This window comes from Legionella saoudiensis (genome assembly GCF_001465875.1).
Taxonomy (GTDB): Bacteria; Pseudomonadota; Gammaproteobacteria; order Legionellales; family Legionellaceae; genus Legionella; species Legionella saoudiensis.
This window is the reverse complement of record NZ_LN901318.1, coordinates 52520-77832: the sequence shown is the minus strand read 5'-3', so window position 1 is coordinate 77832 and position 25313 is coordinate 52520. Positions and strand designations below refer to the sequence as shown.

The following is a 25313-nucleotide window of genomic DNA, read 5'->3' as shown; positions in this document are numbered from 1 at the left end:
ACTATGGTTACGATTCATGTGCTTGCTTGTGGCGAGTTGTTTGAGCTAGTCCTCAATGCACTGGCGGCGTTTCTTAAACAAGACAGTTTTGAAGGATTACTGCGGATTACTGCTCTTGCCGGGATCATTATGGTTTCTGCCGGCTTTTTAAAAGCACGCGATCCCATGATATTTGCTCGTTGGTTTGTTGCCTATGTGCTTTGTACGAACGTGGTTATTCTTCCTAAAACTACAGTAGAAATAGAAGACATCACCGCGCAAAAAGTTAAATTAGTGGATAATGTCCCGGTGGTTTTTGCCCTAACCGCCTCTCTAATTACTACGGTAGGCTACGGGCTTGCGCAAACTTATGACATGTTGATGAGCATTCCAATCGGAAATCGTAATCCCATGCCGCAGGAGTTACTTTATACACGTACCGGAGCTTTGTTTGGTTCACGTCTGGTACAGGCTGCCACCTCATTTCGCATTACCGATCCGGTGTTAAAAGAAGAAATGAACGATTATTTCCGCGTTTGTGTCGTTGGGGACATTCGTATTAATCGTAAGTACAGCGTAGGCGAGTTGTCTGAGTCAAAAGACATTTGGAATTTAATATCAGCTAAAGCCTCCCCATTAAGGATGATTCAAGTAGGCGATAAGTTGGTGACGTGTAAAGAGGCCGCTTCAGAAAAAGGCACTTACAGTTTGCGTAAAAAATTAGAACAGGAAATTAATAGAGCATATAAAATTTTTGGCGTGAGTCTTTTTGGAAAACCTCAAAACACGACGTATCAGAACTTATTTGAAACTCATCTAAAGTCTTCTTTTGAGTATTACCAAGGCTTAACCGATACCTCCAGTAATATCTTTTTGCAAAGTATGATGATCAATGCAATGCGAGATGGAATAGGAAATTATCAAGCATTTACGGATGCTACAGCAGGTGTTGTCAATCAGCAATTCTCTAAGTCTCAAGTACAGCATCGTTGGAGTTGGCAAGCTATGGAGCATAAAGCCCTATGGATTTTACCCATTATGCATACCTGCTTAACCATGTTGCTCTTTGGTGTCTTTCCATTGATTCTCGTATTAACCAGTCTGCCCAATGGCATAAAAATTTTGTCAGGATACCTTCAGTTTTTTATCTCATTGCAATTTTGGCCGGTTATGTTCGCCATATTAAATGTGGGGATGACTGCGTATGGGGCTTCTTCCTCAAGTGAGTTTGGTCAATTTTCCATGGTTAACTTGGATAAAATTGATGAATTACATGCCGATGTAGCAGGAACTTGCGGATTTATCATGATGATGATTCCCTTTATTTCCTTAGGCTTTGTCACCAATTTTAGTGGCGCATTTAATAATTTAGCCACCTCCATGATGAGCCATATGCAAGGTTCTAGTATGTCGGCCGCAAGTGAAGCAGCCAGTGGGTCGTTTAGTATTGGCCAAACCAGTTTTTATAATACGAATGCGAATAATATGTCCGCAAACAAACATGATTCGAATTGGACCCATTTACATGGAATGCGTACAGAGCAAATGGGAAGTGGGGTATTAAAAACAGTAACAGGAAGTGGCGAAACCGTATTTGATATGGGTCCGGGCATGTCTCGAAATGCGGTATCCATTAATTCATCAGATGGTTTAAGTGCCTCATTGAATGATGCTTATGAACAGACTACGCAAGCCGCGCGCAATCAATCGGCTCATTACCAAACGGCTTTGTCTAATGCAGCACATCGTGGATTGCAACTGTCTCAACTTTCGGGACACGATTTGCGATTGGGGGATGGGGTTTCTCAGAGTGATTCAGGCCAATTTTCAAAAGCCTTATCGACCATGAAGCATATTGCTGAAGATGTCGCGAGTCGAACAGGAGTGAGTACCGAAGAAGCATATTCACGCCTTATTTCTAATGGGATTGGTGGTCATGCAGGGGTTCGATCCGACAGCAGTCTTGCTGGCAAGGTGATTAAATTTGGAACAGGCTTTAGTGCGGGTGTTGATGCGCATGTTAAAGCAGAAGGTTCTTCTTCGGACAGTGCACGTTCTCATAGTGGAGCGGATGCATCCATTTCTGCACGGCAAGCTCAAGACTTTAATAATGCGATGAATTATGTCAAAAACTTTGCCCAAACGCATCATTTTGATGAGAGCCATTCGACTGCAGCCAGTTTAAGTTCACAACTCGGAGCGGATTTACGGGATGCCCAAACAGCAAGTCATAGCTACGATGCAAGTATGGCCAAATCACAACGTATTAGCCAAGCTAAAAGTTATGTGGAATCCCATGGCTCACAAATTACAACAGATTTAAATCAGGCGTTTCCCAAATATGTGGAGCAGCGTGTTGGTCAATCTCAACGAGATGAGCTCTTTAGCCATCCCGGTGATTCCCAGTCCTTACATCAATTAAATACGTTGGGACAGGATTTTATTGCCCAGCGCCGAGATGCGTTAATCTCTGAGTTCGGAGGAGCTCAACATAAAGATGAGGTTCATGCTTATTATGCTAAAGAGAACAATCGCCTGGAAGGAAAAGAGCACGAGTTGGCAACTCAATATCATGGGAACAGTAACCGAATGGGACAAAGCGCCAGCACCTTAGACCTGGGAGTAGATTCTCAAAAAGCTCACGAATTGCAACAGCAAGTGGGTCATAATGTGTTGCAAAAACAGGTTCAAATAGACCAAGGTAATCAACGCATGACGGAACAACATGAGGTTATTGCTCATGAAACACAAACCACAGTTATGGGCGGGAGGGAGGAGGCTAAGAAAAATACGCTAAATCCTAAAAACTGGCTCAAAGAAAATCAATTACATCCTAAGGAATAATCTAATGAATGAATCGGAATTAAAACAAGCGATAAAAGCGGATATTGCGCTATTGCCTTCACTCGATTTTGATGTGGTTCCAGTGCGCGCTTATTACTCGGGACTTTTAACACTCATTGGCGGTTGTTTTTGGAAAATGGGATTCATCGTTTTGTTAGCGACATGTTACGTAGAGTCTTCACTTAGAAATGGTTCTATTCTTGTTAGCAGAGAGCTCGTATTTGATATCTTATTAAGTTCTTTTTTAATAACTTTTGTCGGCGTAGTGATGCTCCTTCCTTCGCTCACACAATACTATCTAATCAAAATCCATTTAAACCATCGGATTCAAACTGGCTCTTTATTAGTCAAAAAGTTAAATCAAGTCGGTTGGGTCTTTATCGCCGTGTTTGGGGCTTGTTGCTGTTTTGTAATGCAATGCCCTGATCCTTTTGCGTTCCGAATATTTCTTGGTTTTTCCTACTTCGTGGCCTTATTTGCATCCTACATTGTATTAAGCATGGAAATGAGCCGCGTTGGAGCCAGTGTTTTATTCGATTTGGTAAATCAATGGGTGAATAAAAAATAATAATCAACCGCCTAATCTAAACACCAACAAATAGAGCTTATTTTAGCCATTTATTCTCAGTGGCCGCGTAAGCTTTGTCTAAAAAAGGAGAACTAACTGATGCAGGCCGAGCCTAATTTCAAACATTATACCCGTGGGGGGCAAATAAGTTTTCATAATTTGAGGATGTGGGATCAAATCACCAAAACGCTAGTGACCGTATGTTTTTGCTTGTGGGTTGTTTTTACGTGTCTTATTTCTTGGTTGCTACTCCCTACAGAGAAACTCACTCATGCACTGGCTTATTACTATGCTTCTTTGCTCGATTTCTCCGGTAAATCACACACCTTTACGTTGTCATTTAATGGGAAAACTTATCACCAATCTGTAAAGCAAATCATGAACTACTCCTATTTTGAGACGAATGCGCGCCACATGGTGGATAGGGTAGGCCAGTCAGCACTCATTGGGTTTGTATTGGCTTGTATCGTGGGGCTTTGTTTGGCGGCCTATTTTATTCGAAGAGGAAAGTCTCAAACCGATAATCAATTTATTCGTGGCGCATCTCAAGTTCCTGCTTCCGAACTGAAACAACAAATCATCAAACAGAAGCAAAACTCAGACCTGAATCTTGATGGATTACCATTAATAAAGAATTCCGAAGTACAGCATTTGTTAGTCCATGGCACGGTGGGTATGGGTAAAAGTCAATTCATTATGAAATTGATGGACGTGATTCGTGCTCGGGGGGATCGGGTTATTGTCTATGACAAAGGGTGTACGTTTACTCAAGCTTATTTTCAAGAAGGCCATGATATTTTACTGAATCCGTTTGATGAGCGTTGTGCGAATTGGGATTTATGGCGGGAAGCGCCCAAAGATGAACTTTTGGAGAATATGGCAGAAAGCCTAATTCCTATGCATGGAGAAAACGATCCCTTTTGGGTAAATGCGGCGCGCACCGTGTTCGCGTCGGTAGCCAGTCGCATGAGGGAAGATAAGGACCGTTCTTTATCGAAGCTATTACGACTCTTGGTCACTGGAGAGTTTGATGAGCTTGAGCCCTATCTTGTAGGAACGGCTGCGGCCACGTTAGTCAGTAGTAAAATTGAAAAAACCGCCATCTCGATTCGTTCAGTGATCACAACATACCTTAAGTCGCTCCACTCTTTGAATGGACTGGAACAATCAGGACAAGAAGCATTTTCAATCAGGGATTACCTCTTAAATAAAGAGTTATCAGGATGGCTTTTTATTTCATCAAATGGGGAGCAGCATAAATCATTAAAGCCACTCATATCCATGTGGATTGCGATGGCCTCGCTTACTCTTTTAAGTCTGGAGGAGGATGCTAATCGCCGTATTTGGTTTATCTGTGATGAGTTACCCAGTTTACATAAATTACCATTACTGGGAGAAACCATAGCAGAGGTGCGAAAATTTGGAGGTTGCTTTTTATTAGGAATGCAAAGTTATAGTCAACTTGAGAAAGTATATGGACGAAGTGGGGCTTCTGAAATATTTGACTTGCTCAATACGCGTGCTTTTTTTGCAAGTCCTAGCAGTCAGATGGCGCAACTAGTGAGCAAAGAGTTAGGTGAGGAGGAGATTGATGATACACGAGAAAACTACTCTTATGGGGCAAATTCAATTCGTGATGGTATTTCATTAGGGAAAAATAGAATTACTCGCCCTTTAGTTACCTACCCCGAGATTATGAATTTAGCGCCACTGTCTTGTTATTTGCGCCTCCCTGGAGAGTTTCCCATTACTAAACTCGAACTTAAACTTCAAAAAAGAAAAGCCAAATCAGAAGGATTTATCCCTCGTGAGCTGCCTGTCGAAGTAGCGCAGCATACTGCATTTGAATCGTTACTCGAAAATCTTGAATCAAGTGATTCACGTTTAGAAACAAAGCCTACCTCTTCATCCAAAAGTAAAGAATCCGAATGGGATATGGAATCAATTTTTTAATCTAAGGAATCAATGATGTTAAGTCTTCGTGTGCAGCCAATCAAAAAAGCGTCTTATTATTATGACAAGGAAAATTATTATTTCTCAAACCAACTTACGACTGAATGGGTTGGTTTCAGTGCAGAAAAACAAAACTTATCGGGTGAGGTAGAGGTTCAGACCCTAGAACAACTTGTTGGTGGTGTTTTGCCTAGTGGGGATGTGATCGGATTCCAAACCCATCAAGGTGAGATCAAACACCGTGGAGGCTATGATTTAACTTTTTCAGCACCTAAATCGGTTTCCTATCTTGGCTTGGTTGCAGGACATAAAGAATTTATTGATCTGCACTTAAATGCAGTAAAAACGGTATTAAAGGTGATTGAGAAAGAAGCCGCACAGGCACGAAAAACAGGAAAGTCCGGGGTGGAATATGAACATACCGGAAATCTTTGTTTTGCAACCATTCTTCACGATACGTCAAGAGAACTCGATCCACAACTTCATGTCCATGCCTTAATGATGAATTTTACAGAGCGTCTGGACGGAAAATGGCGTGCTCTTGCTTCAGATATTAGTCGTAATCACGGAACCATGGAATGGATTATGAATAATCAGATTTTATTAGGTCTGATTTATCGTTCTGAGATTGCATTAGGTTTGAATGAGATGGGGTTGGAAATAGAAAGTACTGGTGATGCCCATGGGCTTTTCGAAATTAAACACTTTGATAAAGGCCTTTTAGAATGTTTATCAAAACGGCGAGGACAAGTTAAGGAAGAAGTTAAAGGAATGCGCTCTAGCTCATTAAAAGCATACGATAGAGCAACTCTTGATTCTCGAAAAGAAAAAACCGTGGTTTCCCCTGAAGCATTGCGTGAGCGGTGGACCAATGAAAGTAACGTTTTTGGTATTGACCCTTCCTCTTATTTTTCACAATTAAAAGAAAAGACGGCTCAATCGCGCTCGGTAAAGGATTCCCAGGTGAGCTCGGATGAATTGGGTATGAACGTGATGTATGCAATTAAGCATTTAGAAGAAAAGAAGTTAAGTTTTACTCATCATGAACTCTTGCAAACTAGTCTGTACTTTTCTATGGGTGAGCATAACTTTGAGACATTATTAGCTCAAATAGACAATGTACTTAAAGAAAAAAAAATTATTCCGCTTAATGAAGAGGATACTCGTTTCACTACTCCAGATTTGATCAAAAAAGAACACGAACTTCTTAATCGAATTAACCAATTTCCATCGCAAAAAAAAGCGATTCATTGGGGAAAAGAAAAAGAAGGGGGCAATGAGCATATCCAAAAAGTGGTCACTGAGGCGTTGTCATCCAAAGACAGCCTTGTGCGGATAAGGCAACAAAGTGCTTTATCCCGTGAAGTATTAAGCACGCTGATTGACTGTGCGGAAGAGTCTAAAAAGGTTCGAATCTTATCCCCCACCGCACTCACTTCTCAAAACATCAATCAAGAATTTACGAAACGGCCATCCACATTATGGCAGTGGGTGCTCTCTATAGGTAAAGAAGATTTATGTGATACGGTGTCTGGTTTTAATTACCGTCACGAATCGGAACATCGTCTGCCTTTTTTTAACAGTAAAAAGGAACGTGAATTGCTGATTGTTGATGATTCGCAACGCCTGTCTCCAGATGACTTAAATAAATTGCTTTCTATTGCGGAACAACGTTTAGCCAAAGTCGTTTTTTTAGAGAAGTCTCAGTCCATAACTGGCTTTAAATCGGATATCCCCGAGCTGTTAGATAAAGCCCAGATGAATACAATCGATGTTAATGATAGACCGTTACGTCAAACCAATATTACCTTGGTGGAGGCGCGAAAAAAAGAAGATCGAATCCTTAAAACGGCACAACTCTATCAATCTCTTACCAGCACTCAGAGAAAAAATACCCAAATACTAACTCACTCCAAATTGGAGGCAAATGAAGTGAATCAGTCTATACGTACTCAGCTCAAAGAACACGGTGAGCTATCAAAGGAGGAGCGTATTATTTCTATATTAACGCCTATTTCGTTAACAGAAAGTGAGAAAAAAATGGCAAAGAGTTATCAAGAAGGGATGATACTCATTCAAAAAACACGTTCTGTTTCGCAGAAATTAAAAGTAATTGGGGTTAATGAACAAGCAAACCAGCTCATAATACGAAATGCGCATGGAATGAAATCCATGATTTCGACAAATAAATTATCGAAAACAACACAAATCTATGAACCAACCCAAATGCCTGTGGCTATTGGGGAAAAACTTGTTGCTACTGGAAATCTTGCGTTAGAAGGGATACGTTTAGGGGCTCAATATGAAGTATCTGAATTTACTCCTCATGGGATTAAAATCAAGTCAGGTAAAGACACGATTCATTTGGATCTGGATACTGAAAAGCATTTTCCTATGAATTATGCGTATACGAAGACAATCTATGCCCATGACTTTAAATCCACAGATCGAATCATCGCAACAATGCCCGCATACTCACTACGCCAAAATATTGTTTCTTTGCTGTCAGAGTCAAGCAAGGAAGAATTGCATATTGTTACTGATGATGTAGATAAAGCCAATCGTTATGCCCAAAAGGCTTCACCTAAACAGACCGCAATTTCTTTAACGTTAGAAGCAGCACAAAGGCACCATGGTGCTCTAGTGCTCGATAATGCCAGCAGCAAACAACTCATTATGGCACTAGAAGATGCATTAACTCGTTTATCCTTAGAAAAACCAATTAAGGAGGACAGTGAAAAAGCATTGGCCTTTGCAATCGCTCATCTTGGAGAGCGAGAAGCGGCATTTAAACGTAGCGAATTACTTGAAGCGGCTATCCATAAGGTCATAGGACGTGTGGATTATAAAGAGTTAAATGAAAAATTGGATTATTTACTTGAAAAAGGAGAATTAATCGCAGGTGGCAATGACTTTTTAACGACAAAAGAGGCAGTGTTTTTCGAAGAGTCAATAATCTCTACGGTTAAATCAGGCATTAATTCGGTGAAACCGTTAATCACTGAAGAGGATGCCCGGAAACAATTAGTATCGGCTCAATTAACTAAAGGTCAAAAAGAAGCCTGTGAACTAATCACAACATCCCCAGATCAATTTAATATGATTCAAGGATATGCGGGTACAGGAAAAACTACGATGACCAAAACGGCGATCGATACCATTCAATACGCAATTTCTATGGTTAAAGAAGAGATGCAAATCATTGCAGTGGCTCCTACGCATCAAGCGGTAAAAGAAATGAGGGCTTTAGGGATAGAGTCTCAGACCTTGAAAAGCTTTCTTATTGCTCAAGAGCAAGAACCTACTTTATCTTCGAATGTCCTTGTGCTACTTGATGAGTCGTCAATGGTTTCCAATAGGGATTGCGCCAGTCTTGTTCAAGTAATTAAAGATTCAGGAGCTCGGTGTACCTTATTAGGTGATGTAAGCCAACATCAAAGTATCGAAAGTGGAAAGCCTAGCAAACTAATGATGCAAGAGGGAAGCATACGCGTAGCGTGCATGGACGATATCGTGCGACAGCAGGTTATCGAATATAAAAACGCCGTTGAAACCTTAATCCAAGGAGATCCAGAAAAAGCGTTAGCGCAATTAAGCGCTCTCCCGCGAGATCTTATTGAGCGAAAAGATACGAATAGCCCTTACCACGAATTAACCTCCTCGTTAGTGGTAACGAATGAGTCGTTAGACAATCGCTTATCTGCGGTACAAAAAGGAGAGGACAGGGAAGAAGGATTGAATGACAATAAGTGTCTTAAAATGGCTGTGGGCGATTATTTGTCTCGAACCGATAAGGTTCGGGACAAAACCATAGTGATTATTCATGAAAATAAAAAAAGAGAGCTCGCAAATAATCTTATTCGAGAGGCGTTAATTCAAGAGAAAACACTTGGTGCGGAGAATATCTCATTTCCCAGGTTACTGAGCACCAACTACACAACGGCGGAGCTTTATTTTTGCGAAACATATCAAGAATGTCTGAATAAAGGCACATTTTATTTAAAACGAGAAGGCGAATATTTTAAAGTGACATCGATTGATGAGTCGAAAAAGGTTGTTTTGCTAGAGGATTTAAAAGGAAATAAATCTTTTTTTGTTCCTGAAAAAGAAAATAAAGATTGGAAAATTGAATTGTTTCAATCAGCTCCGGCAAAAATCTCTGTTGGTGAAAAAATTCACTTTAAGAAGTCAGATAAATCTTTGGAACGATTTGCTAACGAGCGCTTACAAGTAACTCAGGCTAAAGAGGGGGCTATAGTTGTTAAAGACAGTTCCGGTTCAGAGCACCACTTGAGTAAAGATGATATGAAAGATGCTCACTGGGATTACAGCTATACAGCAACCAGTTATTCAATTCAGGGGGCTTCTTCTCCTTTTGTGATTGGAGTAGCTGAGACAGGCAATGATAAGGTAAATCACTTTCGTTCGTTCTATATCATGGTAACGCGAGGCTCATTGCACGCGATGCTCTACACCGATGATCGAAATAAATTACAAGCTCAGCTTCGTGTTACTCCTGAAAAAACATCAGCCTTAGAAGCGTTAAATCGTATTAATCCCAATATTAAAACCAGTACTAAAGAGGTGCAAAATAGCCCAAGAAAATCCCAGAACATTAGACAGAGTAAACCTGTTAAGTTAGCGAGCAGACCTTATTATGATGCAAATATCATTTCGCAAAATCTGTCGAATCATGCCGAAGTGATTCTCGAGAATTTGCTTGGGCAACCTAATAGGGAACTTTCTTCTAAGAAAGAGTATCGTTATGGTACTTATGGAAGTTTGGTCATTTGTTTGCATGGGGATAAGAGAGGAGTTTGGTACAACCATGAAACTTTGGAAAAGGGAAATTTGCTCCATCTGATACAAAAAACGTTAAACTTGGATTTCAAACAAAGTCTTTCTTATGCCGCTAAATTAACGGGAGATGATTTAAAGGAACAGTTAAAAGAAAGGGGGAATAGACAGTACGAGCCCAAAGAAATCAAGAAAAGTGAGCCCAATAAAACTCAAGATTATGCATTACAATTAGCTCGCGAATCAAAACCAATAAATGGGACTTTGGCTGAAAAATATTTAACGGAAATTAGAGGGATTCATCATGTGTCCGGTGACAATCTACGATATCACCCTGGAGTGTTTACCAAAAAAACTGAGGCTGAACAGCATAAGCCTGCACTCCTATATTTGTCCCGAGATAAAGGCAATAAAGTGACAGCAGTTGAAGCGGTGTATTTAGATAAACTGACCGGGAATAAAGCATCTCTAGGAATAAAATCAAAAAGGTCTTATGGAGATAAAAATGGTTCGGGTGTTATCTTAAATAAAGGTGAGAAGGACTCAGTTACATACTTAGCAGAGGGAGGCGAAACAGCCCTTAGTGTCCGCGATGCGGTGCCTAATGAACGTGTTATTACAACGCTAGGTAAAGGCAATTTTAAAACTATTCACATGGATCTTTTAACTGATAAGGTTGTGCTTTGTCTTGATAATGATGGCAAACCCATCGGTAAAGACAAGGTAATTATTGAAGCTATTGAGCGTTTAAAAAATCATGGGAAATCTGTGAAAATTGTAATTCCCCAACGAGAAAAAGACTTTAACGATATAAGTAAATTAAGGGGTATTCCTGGTGTTGTTGAGGCTCTGAGTAAGGCGGTAAGCATTGATAAATTTATGAGTAATACAAATAAAATTGAAGTAACCTCAGAAAAAATTGCGGAGTGCTTAGAGTCTATTTCCAGTAAGCTTAACTTGGAAATACCTAAGGAAAAAACCATGTCAATTGATAAAATAAAAACGCTTCAACGAGAGGAAATGCAAATATATTAAATTCGAGAAAAACTTATTACCTAGGAATTAAAATGAAAAAATTTATTGGATTAATGACTTTATCCTTAGTAAACGGGGCTGCCCTTTATCTTATATTTCTGTATGTGGCAATCGCTTGTTCAACGAACCCGGATAATTTCTTTGGATTTTCTTATGAGCCATCTGGAACGCAACTATTATACTATTTATTTTCTTTGCCGTTCTTTGTGCTTTTAGTAATAATAAATGGTATACAAAGTTATTATTTTAGCATTAACAAATGGTTATCATACGTCCTTATTGGGATATGGATAATGTATTTTTTATTATTAGAATTTGTAGATAAAGTACTCCATTTTACAAATTGGAATGAACTTTTCTACTGGGGTAGTTTAAGCATTTCCTTAATGGCAATTATACTCATTGTGTACATCAGTTATTTGCAAGTTAAGCAGTTATTATCACAACCATCCTAAGTTATTTCGGGTTCATTTTAGCAGATTTAATTGAATTAATTTTACAAAATTAAATCTGCTTCTTGTTTTAGTTATTGATATATCCTTCGATAAAATTGTCTACCTTTTTCTTAAGTTCTGCGATGTGCTCGTCTGCTGTATTTGATTCACCTGCCAATTTATTTTTTTCGTAAACGCAACGGAAAATATCAGCGCTAATTCCTAATAATCTTAATAAGTGTGTGGTGTGCTGCTTATTAAGTTCGGCCTCTTTTTCGATACGTAATTTTTCGTCTTCACTTAAGGGAGGATTTTCTTTGTTGTGTAGGTAGACCTTAATACCCAACTCGATCATTTCTTTCATGGTTTGAGATGATGAGGAGTGATCCTCCTCTTGTTTGATTGCATCTAATTGATCGATTGTTTTTTGTGTTAAGTAACAATAAGCCTTCGGCATATGACCCTCTTTATGGTTTTGAACTAGGTTGATCTCATATTAAGTACTAGAATTATATCATGTGAGGTTGGGTGTCTAAAGGGTGTGTTCCATTAAATTTTACTCCATTAGCAATCATTATATAGGTGTGGATCAGGTGTTGACTAATCATAACATATTGATTATTATTAAAGAGTGGATCAACACCTTGAGCTTTTTGACTTATTAAAAAGTTTAAAAACCAATTACTCTCGTAACTATATGATTTATATTTGAAAAAATAAAAGCAATGACAGTTGCGAGGGGTGTGTTACTTTGGGGTGGATATATCTTTATTAATATACGTTGGTTATAGAATACTAATTAATGTTTCTTTGCTTTAATCATTAGTAAGCGCAAATAAATTGCGTGTGTGTGATTTTCAATTCAGTATTCATTTATAATCTAATTATTTGGATTTTTATAAAGGGAGAAATTAATGATTTTAATTATAAAATTTTTAAAAGCATTTATTAAATTTTTTACTATTCGTGAGCTTACTGAGGAAGAAAAAATGATCGTTGTAAAAAAAAGTTCATTACGTCAAAATTTAACTTCTAAAGAATCAAGAATTAATCCGGCTTCTGGTTTGCCAATGGTTGGATGTGTTGATCTAAATGGCAATACATATGGAACCAGTAGCTCATTCACCCATTCTTATATATGTACTGAAATCCATCGACCTAATGTGAGCTCTTCTTTAAGAAGCTTCGATTCATTTAATACTAATTATTAATCGCGTTAAATTTGTAAGCTTCACGTGTAATATTTTTAGTAATGTAGTTCACATTACATATGATGTTTATTTAGCGGGACCTTATTTTGTCAACAAGGCAAATAATACTATTCATTCAAATACGAAAGGTGTGCTGTATTTTGTATTAGATCATTTATGTTAATGTTTGCCTCTGCTTAGTAATTCTTACTAGATAGCTTATTAGAGCGCATGGAAATTGCGCGTTTGTGCTTTTTTTGTTTAGGTGCGTTTCTGTATTTCAATGAGAAGCATCATTATTAAAATGAATCAAACTACATCTAGACTAGATTCCATAATCAAAAAATTATGAGGTTTCAATTAATAAATATATATGTTTTTTATATAGGTATATTTACCTTTATGTTAAAATTGATTTTCTAAATATTCGAAATTTTTGGAGTACTATTATGCCTAAAATTAAAGGGAATTTATCTGATAAAGAAAAAAATTTGATGGACATAATTGCAGATGCTCAAAGTAAGCTTTCTGCAATTCAAGATAAACAAAAATTGGATTTAGGGAAACTTGCTTATAAGCATGGATTAAATAAATTTGATATGGATTTACTCGATAGTGAATTCCAAAAACTAGCAACTACATTGGCTAATAGATAGAATTTTTAATATCGCATTATTATAAATAATGCGATTCTATTAGATTAATGGAGGCGTGTAATATGCTTATTCAAGCAAGTATTTTAATTTTATCTATTGCGGTCATTTTAAATTCATTAGCATTAAATTTTCTTCGTAAGAAATCAAATATTATTCAGATATATTTCAAGGCAGATTCTGAAAATCTCAAACTCAATAATTTGAATCGTCTTGATGCGCTATTGCTTTTAATAAATTACAAAGGAAAAGCTAAAAGCTATCATCGTGCAAATCTAATTCGCGCTATTTTGGATTTTGCTATCATGAATAATGATGTGCGATTAGAAACTGATTGCCTATGAATTAGAACGAATCAAAGTTATAAATACAGCTGAAAACCCGTAATAATTGTTTCCGAGATGATTGCTACGATGAATTACCCATTTCAATTGCCAGTGATAACCAAGGTTTTTTAAAAAAATGAATATTAGGTCCCTTCAAATAAAAGCACATTCAGCAATATTATGTTTTCACTTCCTCAAGCGAAAGGTGATGTTTTTCATTTTTATTTTATTATTAATATATATAAAATCTATCTTTGCTTATCTATTAAATCTATTCACTCCAATTCTCAATCAAATAGATACTTTGATCTCAAATCACGAAACCATTTATCACTCAGTAATTTTTACAATTAATGCAATGGTAATTATCCGATGCACTTACAAAGCGTGGCTGAGGAAGAAATAAAATATAGCGCACTAAGAGTTTTTAGTATTGGTTTAATATAATGCTCATAACTGAATGCTGCATTTAAGGTAAACTTTCGCTCCCATGCGAGAAAACTTAACTGATTTTTTTAAGTAGTGTTCTGATTTCCTCGATTGATTTGAAACAAAGTGAATGCAAATCTTTTGATTGTCACTAATTGTTTTTATCTTAATCCCGACGTCAAACACGTCATCATTATAACGATTAATATTATCTCCTAAATTTTGCAATTCCCCTTTTTCAAAACCTAGCCGTGATAATTTGGACTGAAAACATTATTAATTCGAATACGAAAAATTTGCTTCAAAGTGCAAGTTACCAACTATCAGATAGATGGCAATCCTTTACTAACCATGAACAGCAGTCCTTACATGCCATTGATAATTTGAAAATATGTTTTGAGTTATTGCTCAGCCGCTTCTAAGTTATAATTTTTATTTAAATTAATTAAAATTAACTTGACATGTTTTTTGTGAATATTTTGTGAAAATTGCTGATTCCTTTATTATCTATTAATCTTCTCAGTATTAGCCCATAGACATATAAAAAACGCTAAAATAATTTTTATCCTATCCAGGATATCTCTAACTTTTTAGAATCGATTAAAGACGATTCTAAGGAGAAAAATTAGTGCAAAAAAAAATCAGTTATAATTATATTGTGCTTAAATTTTTAGAGAGGGAAATATGAACAACAATTTTAAGAAATTTTCTAAAGATGATTTGTTTGAACATCATAATTCTGAGTTTGATAAAATAAATATTAGAATTGAAGAAATTAATCTGTCATATAGAAAATACGAAATTGTTGAGCGTCCTATTATTTACTCATGGCCAAGATGCTTTATGAGTTTTACCGAAAATGGATTTGATTTACCCCTATATGAAACGATACATATATTATTTGATTTTGAAACAAAATCATTTTATTTGGCTCATGGATATGATGAAGGCTGCAGTGTGAGCGATCATGTTGGACATCATTTAAGGTACATTCATCATGATAATTTTGATGGTTCTTTAAACGACGCACTCAGCGTAGGTAGCCAGTTATTCGTGAATCTACAGCTTGAGTCAGAGGAAGTTATTGATAAGATTTCAAAGCCATATTTGGATGGAAAATGCATTTATCAACTTATTGATGAAACTGAGTATATTTATAATTCGTAAATAATTAATTCGCTTAATTGCTTGGGTTTGCTCAAGGCCTGTCATTTATGCATGGCCTTTTGATATGTTAATACGTAAGAAATAACATATCTCTTTCTTCACATATACAATTAAGAATTTTCAATAATGTAAGAACTGACTTTTGAGCATTTTTGTTAAGAGTCTCATAACCAATAGGAATGCAAATCTTTTGTTCATCACTACCCCTAAATCTAACTTGGCGGGAATATCTAAATAGTTATTGAATGAAATTTATTGTTTGCTAATTTGTTTATTAGTCCTTGATTTATGATCTATTTTTAGGCATAAATAGTCAATGATTTTCAACCCTGCATTTTTTAACTTTGTATGCAGGATAAATTCTTACTGATTCACAAGGAATACATTCTATGAATTTAATAACTACTGAGCAAATTAAGGAGGGGATGGGTCGCGGTACAATTGACCCGAGCGCTATAAAGTCAATATATTATATTCCATCCAAGTGGTATCTAATAGTGGAGTTTCAAGAATCAGATGGAGAAAAGGAGCATTTATTTTTTTCGGAAAATGGTGAACACAGATCTCATTTTTCATCAGAAGAGGAAGCTCAACATCAATTAAATAAAATTTTAAATTAGCATGCTTTACGCCCCGGAACTTGCTCTGTGATGCAAAATTCCCGAGCTTATCTTGCATGGAATAAAAAAGAAAGCCGTGATTGAAATTTTCCGTAGATTTCTTAGGTTTCGGGCTAGAGCCCCTCTTCGTCTTTGTCGGGTGGTGTAACATATGCTTCCCCACAGCAGGAGAAGCTTTAAAAGATAATGAACGTGCTGCTTGAGCGGGGCAAGACATAAAGCCTTTAAGCAAAATTATTAGCGCCAGATACGATACCGTGTCAAATCTATTTACAAAGTTCATATGCAATTCCCTTCGGTAACTTTTGATCAAACCACGACCATATATCAATTTTATCGGTTCCTTTTTCAAAATGAAGAAACCGTTCTTCAATTTCGTCCCTGCTATTGATAGGAACATCCGAAAACTCTTGCCATAACTTTATATAATCCATGTGGTAATACCCCATGTTTTTGCGGGAACCTTTATACCCAAATGATAATGAATCATTTCCTTTTCCCTTTTTTGTTTTTTAAATGACTCAACAGCGATATGGAGTGGGGAAAAACATCGTAAAATCAATTTGGCAAACATAGTATTCTCCTTTATTCTTGAGAAGGAGAGACAGCTCTCCTCTTAATTGGATTGTTTTATGCGTAAGAGGAATATAGAAGCTCTTTTCCTTCCCAAGGGGAGGCATGTTCGAATGAACTAATGTTGATATTACCGAGTTTTGTTAACCGCTTTCTTAAGGGGTCGCTTATAAATTTACCTGGAATTGGTTTTGTCTTACCGCAGAAGTAATCGCGTTCACAAGGAATCTTGGATTGAGCAATTTTACGAAGCTCCACAGTACATTTTCCTATAAGCTTTGTAACTTCGTAAAAATCAATATTGGTTTGGTCATAACCCCAAGAACTATAAAAAATAGAGCCAATTTGAAGAGAATGTTTAATCATTTTAATTCCTTATGTTTTTTTATTATGTTCCTAAGTGAACAAATACAGTATAACAGAATTACAGTAAATGTAAATAATGTTTATAATAATTATTTACATTTACTGGTAGGGAATTGATTTTATATTAACTCCCAATCCCCAAAATACCCTCCCTTTGTTTTAATCATATCTTCAAAAACTGACATCTCTAATCCATCGCCTAATTCATCCCACCCTGTGAGCTCTTTAGCCTTCTCATAGTCATGACTACTCACAAAAAAGACTCTAGGTATTCCATAAGTCCATATAATCCCTTCGACCCCGGTAAGTATTGGCCCTTCAAATCCCCAGCCATTCATTTTTTGTTCAGGGCTCGTTCGTCCGTGGTACAGTCTTAATTTCATGATTTTCCTTTTATTTAACGGATTCATTTCTCATTAATGAAGAGAGGGGCATGCACCACCCTCCACACGCTTAACCTTCAAGCTATTTACCAAACAAATAATCACAAACAGCTCCTATCACATCCCAGTTGATACCAATAGCTGCGTCATGATTGGTTTTAAGGTGAAACAAGACCGCACTTGCTTGCGCTTTGGTCAAACCGGGTCGAACCTCCTGTACATCATCAATAGTCCATACGATCGTTATTTCTTTTATTAATCCGTGACTTTCTAAAGGGGCTATATTCATCATCAACGTTCCTAAGTAAGCTTGTAAAGATAATTTCTTATCAAGAATCCCTGCTTACGCAGGGGGGGGGTATTAGCTATATGTTGAATAATTCCGACTCGTACCATTCCATGGATAAGCATTAATAAATGACTCAATGCGTACAAGGCCGTTTTCTTTAGGTCTTTTTCTAAAAGCGTCACCGATAAATTGATTAAGAATGGGTTTTGTTTTTCCAATAAATGAAGTTGGGTTTGTATCAATTTCTTGAGCTAACTCCCTTAAAACTACGGTAGCATTACCAACAAGCTCAATGACTTGGTAGAAATTAATATTGGTTTGGTCATAACCCCAAGAGGAATAAAGTATGGAGTTGATTTGAAGTGGGTGTTTGATCATTGTAAAGCTCCTTTAATTTTCTATGATGTTCCTAGCGAACAAAAACAGTATACCAAAAAACCACAAAATGTAAATATTTATTATAAATATAATTTACTTTTCGCATTCTAGGTAGGGCACCAAAAGCCTTAACGAAACTTCAATAAAATCCTTAAAGTGTGCTAAGCCTTTTCCATCTTTAGCGTTAATAACATCCATTGCACTCAAGCCCGTGATTGAATGGAGTGAATTGATTAACTTTTTCCCCGCCTTTCTTAATTCATCTTCAGCGACAAGCAAGGGACAATAACCGTATTTTGGTTGAAACCCATTTTCTAAATAGCGGTGATGCAGTAAATCACTGTATTGAGTGAAATCGATATCACCCATTAGCCATGTATCTTTTGGGTTTGTTATAACCTTATTGGCTTCCCTATGGCGATATTGAGATTCGGTAAGTAGCGCTTGTTGAATCCCCTTTATAATGGGTTCTATAGTTATATAATAAGCTTCTGCTTGAAGATATTCTTGTGCAGTTTGTAGCATTTCAGTAGTAGGGTGAAATTCTTTCTTGTTTGTTTTCATTATAAATCCTTAGGTAGTGTCCCTGATTTGGCGATCTATACAATAAGTTATTCTTTGTTAGAAAAAGGAGGCTCAAGGCCACCTTTGCAGGTGGCCGGAGTATTAAGGTAGATGGAGGGGTGCGCACCCTGAAAACTGCACACTGCCGTATTTTTCCCGAATGTCTTGTAGTGAATAATTACCTTGAGAGCGAGAGCGCTTTGCATCCTCTGGTCTGAAATACCAACAGGATTTTTTAGGTGCCCATTTGAATTTTGCTGCTTTTAACGAATCTTTGTGAGGCTTTGTATCTCCTGTAACCCAAACCCATGCGCCACAAATTTCTACAATAAGGTTAAGGCCACTGATTGCATTCAATGCGTTTGCCGCGGCTTCCCCATATTGTGCCGCATCTTGAGAAATGGAGGCCTTGCCATCGAATGATTTTAATGCGTCATAAGCCAAATTAACCATCTTCATGATTTCAAGGCCTGCTGGATTTTTATCGGGATGAAATTTGGAACATGCTCGTTTATAAGCTATTTTGATATCCTCTTGAGTCACTTGACCTGATAAACCAAGCACCTTTAGAGCATCGTATTGATTCATAATTTAACTCCTTTATTTTTCTTTATTGTTCCTAAGTGAACACGAGTATTATCTCAAAAAATCTATATATTGTAAACATTAATCGCGATTATTATTTGTATTTAAATTTTATAAATTCGTTGACTTCAAGAAAAATTACGAATAGACTAAGTTCTGTCATTGGGACACTAAAAGAAAAAACGAGGAAGCTATGATTACTTTAGACTCGGGAAAAGTACCACTTGATTTGAGCCTTTCATTAAATGACTTACTAAGTGCATTACGATTGACACCGCAGTGTACGCGACCCCAAGAGATTTCCTACTCTTATTGGAATAGATTATCTCTTAAAGAAGCGGTGGGAAAACCCGTGGAACTCGACACGCTAATCCATTACCCGCAGCTATGTAAAGCCCTCAGAACATTCGAGCGCCTGGAGTATCAAACCGAAATATCATTGCATGACATACCAACCCTAGATAAGCAAGGCATTGACTTCATTATCCAATCGCTAGAGGCGATAAGGATTAAGTTAGGGGACGCACGAACGCAAAAAGCGAAGCTTGACGCACAGTTTAATAATCTTGTTTATTTATATGGCCAACAAGAAACACTGCCTATGTTGCAAGCGTTTAAACCTTATTATTCCTTGAGGCGTTCCAGTTATAAACGTTACGAAACTCGCGCCAGAAAAATAAATATTACAGGTGTTACCTATTACATGCGCTATTATGGAAATCGATGGAACAATTTAAAATGCTTATATGAGCTCAATGAACATCATATACTTGGCAAGTACTTTAATGAAACCCTTCATGATACCGAAGCCATCACTAGAAGCATGAAAATCTGCTTAATAGGGGGGGTTATCAATACACCTGTATTTGCATTTCGCGCAAAACACCATTACAAACAAGCAGGAAAAAAATACTATGTTAATTTAGCAACAAACAAAACATATACACGACTAAACGATGCAAAAGAGATTGCATCTCAATATAACAACAATTCACCACTTATTTTATTAGAGGCTGCTTAATGAATAAGCTCTTAAGATTCGAAATTAGACAAAACTCACGGAAAGCTCCGCGAGTTTATGTAAAACAAGCTGACTCAAAGGTTTTATATGGCTCATTTCTAATGGATGCCCCCGACTCTTTTGACGGATGGGCTAAATTATCCATAAATGAACTGATTGAACTTAAACAATTTATCCAAAATATTACAGCGATTTATCAACAGCTACATCCAACACCACAAAATTCATTAATTGATTTCCGCTTCCGACTGCCTTATGAGTTCACCGAGACATTAGACCAAATTGAAATTCTTTGTCATCAAAACAATGTCGAACTCAACATTTTTGAACCAATGATAGCAAGCATCATTCAACAAATGAAAATCGCCGTTAGCAAACTTTCGGGCCAGAGCAAAGAAGAGGCATTAACGATTTTAACCAAGGCAAATCTTGCAGAATATAAAAAGCAGGATTTTACTCGCCAAATGCAAGCTGTTTTTGCCGAAATACAATCAATTTACAACCGTTCTGAAAAATTACATGCGCTAGCAAAAGAATTATTTAAAAAAGACAAAAGCTTCTCGCCAATGGCCATTCAAAGCATGGCTCATGGAGACACAATTCCTACCAAATGGCTTACAGCCTGTGCTATAGAATTATTATTTAAAGAGAAGCCAGAAATATTATTCACGATGCTCACTGAAGATGATGTCTTTATGCTATGGGCGAAGCAATTATTAGATCAAAGCCATGACCCTGAGCTCGTAATTAAGAAAATTATTCATCTCAATAAAAATGAGTTAATGGATAAAATCAAATGCTATAAAAACCTACATGATAAAACTTCAACTAATTAGTTGAAGCCTACTTATAAAGGGGAGGATCACAAAATCCCATTAACTAAAAAATTGGACTTCATGGGTTTAACAATGGTGAAATTATCACATTTATGCTATAATTAATTATGAAAGTAAAATTCTACCAAAAACAATCGGGAAAAAACCCGGTGGCGGAATTCCTAAACGATTTACCGCCAGATGAAATCGCGCGTATTGCTGGATGCTTGAAAAACATCGAGGAGCTTGGCTTCGATAGCCCGCGCGTACAATTTAGACAAATAAAAGGATCGCTCTGGGAAATTAAGATCAAAACATCTCGCAGTGGCTATCGCTTTTTTTATGTATGTATTCAAAAAGAGATTATAGTACTTTTACATGCATACAAAAAACAATCGCAAAAAGCACCAAAGCAAGAGATTGAGCTTGCTGAAAAACGCATGATGGAGGTATACGATAATGAAAGCACTTACCTTGAATGAATTTATTGACAATAAAATCAAGCAGGATGATGATTTTGCAAAGCATTACGAACGCGAACAAATTATTAATAACATTGCGGTAATGATTGCGAATGCACGCAAAGAGCGCCACATGACCCAATCAGAACTTGCAAAAAAAATAGGCAGCAAGCAGTCCGTTGTCTCTCGCCTTGAAAGTGGCAGCAGTTCATTTATTCCTTCTCTGGAAACATTGGTCAAAGTAGCTGATGCGCTCAATATGCGATTAACCTTACAATTACAAGCTTAAAAATAAGAGCCTGGCTAATTGAACCCAAGTTGATAATGACACTATCATAAAAGTACAGTGTCACTATCAAATACATAACCAATATTAAATTGCCAATACAAACATTGATGTATGGTTTAAAGGGGTATTTGTTGTTTAAAAAAACCGCTCGATGTTTTATTATATTATTTTGACTACTCTTAGGCGAGTAGGGCCAAAAGTATCATATAACCTTCTTGGGGTGGCCACATCAAATAAAATTCCCTATAAATCATCAAAGTACAATGTTCGTCTGTATCTTTTTGGGGGTTCTTCCAGACGACCCCAATTAGCTAGAAATAATCAATTTCAACTATAGCTACATTAGGTCTGATTATCACGGCAGACTAAACATAAATATTTAGACCTAATTTTTGCCCCTACCCTTCTCTAGGTTATAAAAGCGCTCTAGCTATCATCGTTAATAGTTTTTTGGATTTCTATGACATTAGCAAAAGCCTCTTTCATCGTCTTGCCCAATTCATTTGCATGAGCTTTAAAATTTTTATAACTTTCGTTTTCAGATATGTCATCAAACACCTGCCAATGCTCATCCACAATTGAAAATTTTGTTTTTTCCTCATCCATCTTCATTCCTTTACTAGTACTTATATTTGGGCGTTTCTCGTGTAGAATCCCTATTAAACGTAGAGTTCTTCCCTACAGAATTTTTCTATAATTTCTTGCTTGGTCAATTCTTCTTCATTCTCCCCTGCTCTATTACACACAATAAGTTCATCAAAATTACTATGAATATGTGAAGACACACCTTTTTTCTCAACACGATTCAACCGCTCTTGCAAATCATGCAAACCTTTTTCACCATATTCTTGCAGATAATAATTTTTTAAAGCTCTCAAACTACAGCCATAAATAGCAGGCGCATCAACGTTAGTATCCCATATTAAATAATAATCTTTCCCATTATGCGGTATTTTAACGATATAATTTGCCATTGTATTTACCTCAATATAGGGTTTTTCCGCATATTTGGCCCAATTAAGCAATGGCTTGATATATTAGGACAAATATAAAACTAAATGCCCTTTTATTGAAAAAAAATCTGCTTAGCAAGCCATTTTGTGGGTTATGCATTCTATTTTATGAAATAAAGGACCAAATAAGATGCTTGTAAAATCAATAAGATAACTCTTTATTGCCAGTTTGGTCTAGATATGCGGATAAACCCCAAATATAGAAAATTTAGAGTTTCTTCTTACTCTTAGAAAGCCCCGAAGGGCTTTGCTGTTTCAACTGCTTTCAAGTAATTCAATTTTTGGCTTAATGTATTGCTTATAACTGTATGCTGCGTTTAAAGTAAATTTTCGCACCCATGCATTATTTCGATTTCGTGAAAACTTAAATGAATTTTCTTTAAGTAGGGTTCTTATTTCCTCGCTTGGCTTGAAACCAAAGTGAATGCAAATCTTTTGATCGTCACTAATTGTTACCTTAATCCCATTCTCAAACGCGTCATCTATCGTTTTAGAGTTTGTCTTTTCGACCTCGGTTATTCTTTTTCTATAACGCTTAATATTAGCCCCTAAATTTTGCAACTCAAACCTTGCAAAGCCTCTAATTTTTCCGAAATAATCAGGTTTCAATATATACATTATTTCTTCTTCATCCAGATTAAATTCAGTGCGTAATTTATTTTTAAAGTCTTCTAAATTTTCAGACGATATTTCAGAACTGCCATTTTTAAAATAGGCTCGAATCAACTTATTGATCGCTTTCTTATCTTCTCGCTGCTTTTCTAATTCAGCAATTTTATTTTGGATTTTGTCGCAGGCGCGGGGATCGTCCGTTTGGATAGAAAAACCATCGCCATAAGGTAAGATATATTTCAAAATTTTTTTGATTGATTTCTTTCTAAACTCATCAATTGACAAATATTTAGCATCAGCATAACCGGAAAGTTTTTGATTTCTTTCAACGGGAAAGTTTGCGGGTCCAACAACAAAACTCGATGCAACTTTTGCGTGAGCATGTAACCATGAATTGTAACCACTACATAATTTTTCACGATGTGACATAAACCATTCTTCAACAATTACTTCAAAATCGGTCCTTACTTCCGCCCCTCTTTTTAAGGCATTACCTATTTCTTCCAGTACTATTATTTTATCTTTTAACAAAACTTCCACGTACTCAACACGTACATTTGCAGCTCTTTTGTCAGGGGAGAATGAGGTGTTAATAAATGCTAGTTCTGCTAAGGATTGGTTAATATCATTAAGGAACTCTGTTGCTTGAGGGATACGTTGAATTAAATCATTTTCTATGTTTGTTACGTAAGTCATGTTTATATCCTTTTGTGTTTTAAACGTGTGTCTGTAGTAGACAGTTATATAATAACATAGTTATCGGAGAAGTCAACAAAATATTGTTGCGGATAATTGTTTAGCTCAGCTTAAAAGAATGAATACGATATTTTAAACATTATATTCCGTGCATTACCTGCATTTATTTGGTGTTAAGTTTCAAAGCGTAAGACATCATTAATCGTTTGTTTCTTTTTCTCTTGATCGAATCGCAAGTTTTTTGCAGTGGCGCACCAAGTAAGCGGAGTATTCTTTTAGTCATTTCTTATTATCCTTATGTTCAATATATATTGATATGCTCCCCAATTAGGGAGCAACAGCGTTAATCAATTGCGAGCAAAATTAAATCCCGCTCTTCGTGCTGTAGTGCATAATCACGCAAGGAATAATATTTATCGATTAAATACTCTTCACCCTTCCCTGCAATCCCGTTAATCGAAAATAATGTAAGAATTACTCCTAGCGCCTCTGGACTAACAATCCCATTAAAACCATTTCCGTCCACATAAATCTCAAATTGCTGTGTGCTTTCAGGGGCAAGAAAAAACCCCTCGTTGCTTAACTCATAAAAATCCCAGTACCCTCCGGTGTATTGATGGCACATGGAATGCGCAAGGTAATAAATAATATTTTCAAATTGAATAAAATGTTTTTTAACATGTTTAGGAAGGAAGTTTAGGCGATTTCTTTGTAAAACGAGTTGCTTATGAATGATTCTTTCTTGGTTCATTATTAATCCTTATTTGTGTTATAAACGTGTGTCTTTTATAAGACATTTATAGAATACCATAGAAGCAGACATTTGCAACAAATATTTGTTGCAAATTATTGTTGCGCAATTAACACTCCTATATTACAATGTATTTAATCGAACAACGTAACTCTTGAGGTTATTTTAGTTTATACTTATAATAACCTTAAAGGTTATAATTTGGGCAATGTCATGAGTGCATCAAAACGACCAAGTTATAATTTAAACGACATTAAAAAAGCGTTTAACAATGAACATAAATTACGGATGACGGTATCAGCCAAACAAGGACAATTAGCTCTCGGTTTTTCCGATCAAGATGTAGTAGAGGCCATACAAAGCTTAACAAGTAATGATTTTTATAAGTCAATGGAACCAATAACCCCAGGCTTTACAGCTTGGCAAGATGTATATAAATCTAATTTTAAAGGTGTTCATTTATACATTAAGTTTCAAGTAAACACCTATGGCGAACTTATTCTCTCATTTAAGGAGAAATAA

Annotated in this window: 27 protein-coding genes; 14 read left to right on the top strand and 13 right to left on the bottom strand. The window is 36.6% G+C overall.

Annotated features, from left to right (window positions below; genetic code table 11):
- Positions 1-3 precede the first annotated feature (3 nt).
- The 5 genes from traG (at position 4) to BN3124_RS00415 (ending at position 11631) form a co-directional block, all read left to right on the top strand.
- Positions 4-2823 (top strand): conjugal transfer mating-pair stabilization protein TraG, encoded by a 2820-nt coding sequence (gene traG / locus BN3124_RS00435; RefSeq protein ID WP_058532911.1) that lies wholly within the window; start codon positions 4-6, stop codon positions 2821-2823.
- 4 nt (positions 2824-2827) lie between these two features.
- Positions 2828-3391, top strand: coding sequence for a hypothetical protein (locus tag BN3124_RS00430; protein WP_058532910.1), 564 nt, complete (start codon positions 2828-2830; stop codon positions 3389-3391).
- A gap of 99 nt (positions 3392-3490) precedes the next feature.
- A complete protein-coding gene (gene traD, locus BN3124_RS00425) occupies positions 3491-5344 on the top strand; it encodes a type IV conjugative transfer system coupling protein TraD (RefSeq protein ID WP_058532909.1) in 1854 nt (617 codons plus the stop codon).
- A gap of 12 nt (positions 5345-5356) precedes the next feature.
- Entirely contained in the window at positions 5357-11176 is a 5820-nt protein-coding gene (gene traI / locus BN3124_RS00420) for a conjugative transfer relaxase/helicase TraI (RefSeq protein ID WP_230849021.1), read from the top strand.
- Between the two features lie 32 nt (positions 11177-11208).
- Positions 11209-11631 (top strand): hypothetical protein, encoded by a 423-nt coding sequence (locus tag BN3124_RS00415; RefSeq protein WP_058532907.1) that lies wholly within the window; start codon positions 11209-11211, stop codon positions 11629-11631.
- 67 nt (positions 11632-11698) lie between these two features.
- Here BN3124_RS00415 and BN3124_RS00410 read toward each other — a convergent pair whose 3' ends face one another.
- Positions 11699-12067, bottom strand: coding sequence for a hypothetical protein (locus BN3124_RS00410; RefSeq protein ID WP_058532906.1), 369 nt, complete (start codon positions 12065-12067; stop codon positions 11699-11701).
- 457 nt (positions 12068-12524) lie between these two features.
- Here BN3124_RS00410 and BN3124_RS00405 point away from each other — a divergent pair, with 457 nt between their 5' ends.
- The 4 genes from BN3124_RS00405 (at position 12525) to BN3124_RS00390 (ending at position 15375) form a co-directional block, all read left to right on the top strand.
- Positions 12525-12821, top strand: coding sequence for a hypothetical protein (locus BN3124_RS00405; RefSeq protein WP_058532905.1), 297 nt, complete (start codon positions 12525-12527; stop codon positions 12819-12821).
- A gap of 428 nt (positions 12822-13249) precedes the next feature.
- Positions 13250-13456 (top strand): hypothetical protein, encoded by a 207-nt coding sequence (locus BN3124_RS00400; RefSeq protein ID WP_058532904.1) that lies wholly within the window; start codon positions 13250-13252, stop codon positions 13454-13456.
- Between the two features lie 62 nt (positions 13457-13518).
- Positions 13519-13797: a hypothetical protein gene (locus tag BN3124_RS00395; protein WP_058532903.1), complete on the top strand. Its 279-nt coding sequence runs from the start codon at positions 13519-13521 to the stop codon at positions 13795-13797.
- 1095 nt (positions 13798-14892) lie between these two features.
- Entirely contained in the window at positions 14893-15375 is a 483-nt protein-coding gene (locus BN3124_RS00390; RefSeq protein ID WP_058532902.1) for a hypothetical protein, read from the top strand.
- A 453-nt stretch (positions 15376-15828) separates the two neighbouring features.
- On the opposite strand, the gene BN3124_RS00385 is transcribed toward BN3124_RS00390, so the two are convergent.
- The 8 genes from BN3124_RS00385 to BN3124_RS00355 all read right to left on the bottom strand — a co-directional run bounded on the left by BN3124_RS00385 (position 15829) and on the right by BN3124_RS00355 (position 19136).
- Positions 15829-16278, bottom strand: a complete 450-nt coding sequence (locus BN3124_RS00385) for a hypothetical protein (RefSeq protein WP_058532901.1) — start codon at positions 16276-16278, stop codon at positions 15829-15831.
- A gap of 138 nt (positions 16279-16416) precedes the next feature.
- Positions 16417-16569, bottom strand: a complete 153-nt coding sequence (locus BN3124_RS17040) for a hypothetical protein (protein ID WP_155522655.1) — start codon at positions 16567-16569, stop codon at positions 16417-16419.
- A gap of 56 nt (positions 16570-16625) precedes the next feature.
- Positions 16626-16934 (bottom strand): hypothetical protein, encoded by a 309-nt coding sequence (locus BN3124_RS00380; RefSeq protein WP_058532900.1) that lies wholly within the window; start codon positions 16932-16934, stop codon positions 16626-16628.
- A gap of 119 nt (positions 16935-17053) precedes the next feature.
- Complete coding sequence (locus BN3124_RS00375; protein WP_058532899.1) at positions 17054-17317, bottom strand: hypothetical protein; 264 nt, start codon at positions 17315-17317, stop codon at positions 17054-17056.
- Between the two features lie 82 nt (positions 17318-17399).
- Positions 17400-17609, bottom strand: a complete 210-nt coding sequence (locus BN3124_RS00370) for a hypothetical protein (RefSeq protein ID WP_058532898.1) — start codon at positions 17607-17609, stop codon at positions 17400-17402.
- Positions 17610-17678: 69 nt separating this feature from the next.
- The gene (locus BN3124_RS00365; protein WP_058532897.1) at positions 17679-17984 is read right to left on the bottom strand and encodes a hypothetical protein; all 306 of its coding nucleotides are present in this window, start codon (positions 17982-17984) and stop codon (positions 17679-17681) included.
- Positions 17985-18077: 93 nt separating this feature from the next.
- Positions 18078-18548 (bottom strand): hypothetical protein, encoded by a 471-nt coding sequence (locus tag BN3124_RS00360; protein WP_058532896.1) that lies wholly within the window; start codon positions 18546-18548, stop codon positions 18078-18080.
- Between the two features lie 102 nt (positions 18549-18650).
- Positions 18651-19136 (bottom strand): DnaJ domain-containing protein, encoded by a 486-nt coding sequence (locus BN3124_RS00355; RefSeq protein ID WP_058532895.1) that lies wholly within the window; start codon positions 19134-19136, stop codon positions 18651-18653.
- 190 nt (positions 19137-19326) lie between these two features.
- Here BN3124_RS00355 and BN3124_RS00350 point away from each other — a divergent pair, with 190 nt between their 5' ends.
- From BN3124_RS00350 to BN3124_RS00335, 4 genes are all read left to right on the top strand, one after another.
- Positions 19327-20154: a hypothetical protein gene (locus BN3124_RS00350; RefSeq protein ID WP_058532894.1), complete on the top strand. Its 828-nt coding sequence runs from the start codon at positions 19327-19329 to the stop codon at positions 20152-20154.
- Positions 20154-20990 carry a hypothetical protein gene (locus BN3124_RS00345; RefSeq protein ID WP_058532893.1) on the top strand — a complete coding sequence of 279 codons (837 nt, stop codon included), beginning with the start codon at positions 20154-20156 and terminating at the stop codon, positions 20988-20990. Before BN3124_RS00350 ends, BN3124_RS00345 begins: the two co-directional genes overlap by 1 nt.
- A gap of 107 nt (positions 20991-21097) precedes the next feature.
- Complete coding sequence (locus BN3124_RS00340) at positions 21098-21451, top strand: type II toxin-antitoxin system RelE/ParE family toxin (RefSeq protein ID WP_058532892.1); 354 nt, start codon at positions 21098-21100, stop codon at positions 21449-21451.
- Positions 21429-21719 (top strand): helix-turn-helix domain-containing protein, encoded by a 291-nt coding sequence (locus tag BN3124_RS00335; protein WP_058532891.1) that lies wholly within the window; start codon positions 21429-21431, stop codon positions 21717-21719. The genes BN3124_RS00340 and BN3124_RS00335 overlap by 23 nt, the downstream gene beginning before the upstream one ends.
- Before the next feature lie 426 nt (positions 21720-22145).
- Here BN3124_RS00335 and BN3124_RS00330 read toward each other — a convergent pair whose 3' ends face one another.
- From BN3124_RS00330 to BN3124_RS00315, 4 genes are all read right to left on the bottom strand, one after another.
- The gene (locus tag BN3124_RS00330) at positions 22146-22325 is read right to left on the bottom strand and encodes a hypothetical protein (protein WP_058532890.1); all 180 of its coding nucleotides are present in this window, start codon (positions 22323-22325) and stop codon (positions 22146-22148) included.
- 53 nt (positions 22326-22378) lie between these two features.
- The gene (locus BN3124_RS00325) at positions 22379-22693 is read right to left on the bottom strand and encodes a hypothetical protein (RefSeq protein WP_058532889.1); all 315 of its coding nucleotides are present in this window, start codon (positions 22691-22693) and stop codon (positions 22379-22381) included.
- A 294-nt stretch (positions 22694-22987) separates the two neighbouring features.
- A complete protein-coding gene (locus tag BN3124_RS00320) occupies positions 22988-24040 on the bottom strand; it encodes a hypothetical protein (RefSeq protein WP_058532888.1) in 1053 nt (350 codons plus the stop codon).
- 343 nt (positions 24041-24383) lie between these two features.
- Positions 24384-24791: an antirestriction protein gene (locus tag BN3124_RS00315; RefSeq protein WP_058532887.1), complete on the bottom strand. Its 408-nt coding sequence runs from the start codon at positions 24789-24791 to the stop codon at positions 24384-24386.
- 213 nt (positions 24792-25004) lie between these two features.
- Between BN3124_RS00315 and BN3124_RS00310 the strand changes: the two genes are divergently transcribed.
- Complete coding sequence (locus tag BN3124_RS00310; protein WP_058532886.1) at positions 25005-25313, top strand: type II toxin-antitoxin system MqsR family toxin; 309 nt, start codon at positions 25005-25007, stop codon at positions 25311-25313.

Bases quoted from the DNA above. Each gene is read 5' to 3' on its own strand.
- traG (WP_058532911.1), top strand. From the start codon at position 4: ATGGTTACGATTCATGTGCTTGCTTGTGGCGAGTTGTTTGAGCTAGTC.
- BN3124_RS00430 (WP_058532910.1), top strand. From the start codon at position 2,828: ATGAATGAATCGGAATTAAAACAAGCGATAAAAGCGGATATTGCGCTA.
- traD (WP_058532909.1), top strand. From the start codon at position 3,491: ATGCAGGCCGAGCCTAATTTCAAACATTATACCCGTGGGGGGCAAATA.
- traI (WP_230849021.1), top strand. From the start codon at position 5,357: ATGATGTTAAGTCTTCGTGTGCAGCCAATCAAAAAAGCGTCTTATTAT.
- BN3124_RS00415 (WP_058532907.1), top strand. From the start codon at position 11,209: ATGAAAAAATTTATTGGATTAATGACTTTATCCTTAGTAAACGGGGCT.
- BN3124_RS00410 (WP_058532906.1), bottom strand. From the start codon at position 12,067: ATGCCGAAGGCTTATTGTTACTTAACACAAAAAACAATCGATCAATTA.
- BN3124_RS00405 (WP_058532905.1), top strand. From the start codon at position 12,525: ATGATTTTAATTATAAAATTTTTAAAAGCATTTATTAAATTTTTTACT.
- BN3124_RS00400 (WP_058532904.1), top strand. From the start codon at position 13,250: ATGCCTAAAATTAAAGGGAATTTATCTGATAAAGAAAAAAATTTGATG.
- BN3124_RS00395 (WP_058532903.1), top strand. From the start codon at position 13,519: ATGCTTATTCAAGCAAGTATTTTAATTTTATCTATTGCGGTCATTTTA.
- BN3124_RS00390 (WP_058532902.1), top strand. From the start codon at position 14,893: ATGAACAACAATTTTAAGAAATTTTCTAAAGATGATTTGTTTGAACAT.
- BN3124_RS00385 (WP_058532901.1), bottom strand. From the start codon at position 16,278: ATGAACTTTGTAAATAGATTTGACACGGTATCGTATCTGGCGCTAATA.
- BN3124_RS17040 (WP_155522655.1), bottom strand. From the start codon at position 16,569: ATGTTTGCCAAATTGATTTTACGATGTTTTTCCCCACTCCATATCGCT.
- BN3124_RS00380 (WP_058532900.1), bottom strand. From the start codon at position 16,934: ATGATTAAACATTCTCTTCAAATTGGCTCTATTTTTTATAGTTCTTGG.
- BN3124_RS00375 (WP_058532899.1), bottom strand. From the start codon at position 17,317: ATGAAATTAAGACTGTACCACGGACGAACGAGCCCTGAACAAAAAATG.
- BN3124_RS00370 (WP_058532898.1), bottom strand. From the start codon at position 17,609: ATGATGAATATAGCCCCTTTAGAAAGTCACGGATTAATAAAAGAAATA.
- BN3124_RS00365 (WP_058532897.1), bottom strand. From the start codon at position 17,984: ATGATCAAACACCCACTTCAAATCAACTCCATACTTTATTCCTCTTGG.
- BN3124_RS00360 (WP_058532896.1), bottom strand. From the start codon at position 18,548: ATGAAAACAAACAAGAAAGAATTTCACCCTACTACTGAAATGCTACAA.
- BN3124_RS00355 (WP_058532895.1), bottom strand. From the start codon at position 19,136: ATGAATCAATACGATGCTCTAAAGGTGCTTGGTTTATCAGGTCAAGTG.
- BN3124_RS00350 (WP_058532894.1), top strand. From the start codon at position 19,327: ATGATTACTTTAGACTCGGGAAAAGTACCACTTGATTTGAGCCTTTCA.
- BN3124_RS00345 (WP_058532893.1), top strand. From the start codon at position 20,154: ATGAATAAGCTCTTAAGATTCGAAATTAGACAAAACTCACGGAAAGCT.
- BN3124_RS00340 (WP_058532892.1), top strand. From the start codon at position 21,098: ATGAAAGTAAAATTCTACCAAAAACAATCGGGAAAAAACCCGGTGGCG.
- BN3124_RS00335 (WP_058532891.1), top strand. From the start codon at position 21,429: ATGAAAGCACTTACCTTGAATGAATTTATTGACAATAAAATCAAGCAG.
- BN3124_RS00330 (WP_058532890.1), bottom strand. From the start codon at position 22,325: ATGGATGAGGAAAAAACAAAATTTTCAATTGTGGATGAGCATTGGCAG.
- BN3124_RS00325 (WP_058532889.1), bottom strand. From the start codon at position 22,693: ATGGCAAATTATATCGTTAAAATACCGCATAATGGGAAAGATTATTAT.
- BN3124_RS00320 (WP_058532888.1), bottom strand. From the start codon at position 24,040: ATGACTTACGTAACAAACATAGAAAATGATTTAATTCAACGTATCCCT.
- BN3124_RS00315 (WP_058532887.1), bottom strand. From the start codon at position 24,791: ATGAACCAAGAAAGAATCATTCATAAGCAACTCGTTTTACAAAGAAAT.
- BN3124_RS00310 (WP_058532886.1), top strand. From the start codon at position 25,005: ATGAGTGCATCAAAACGACCAAGTTATAATTTAAACGACATTAAAAAA.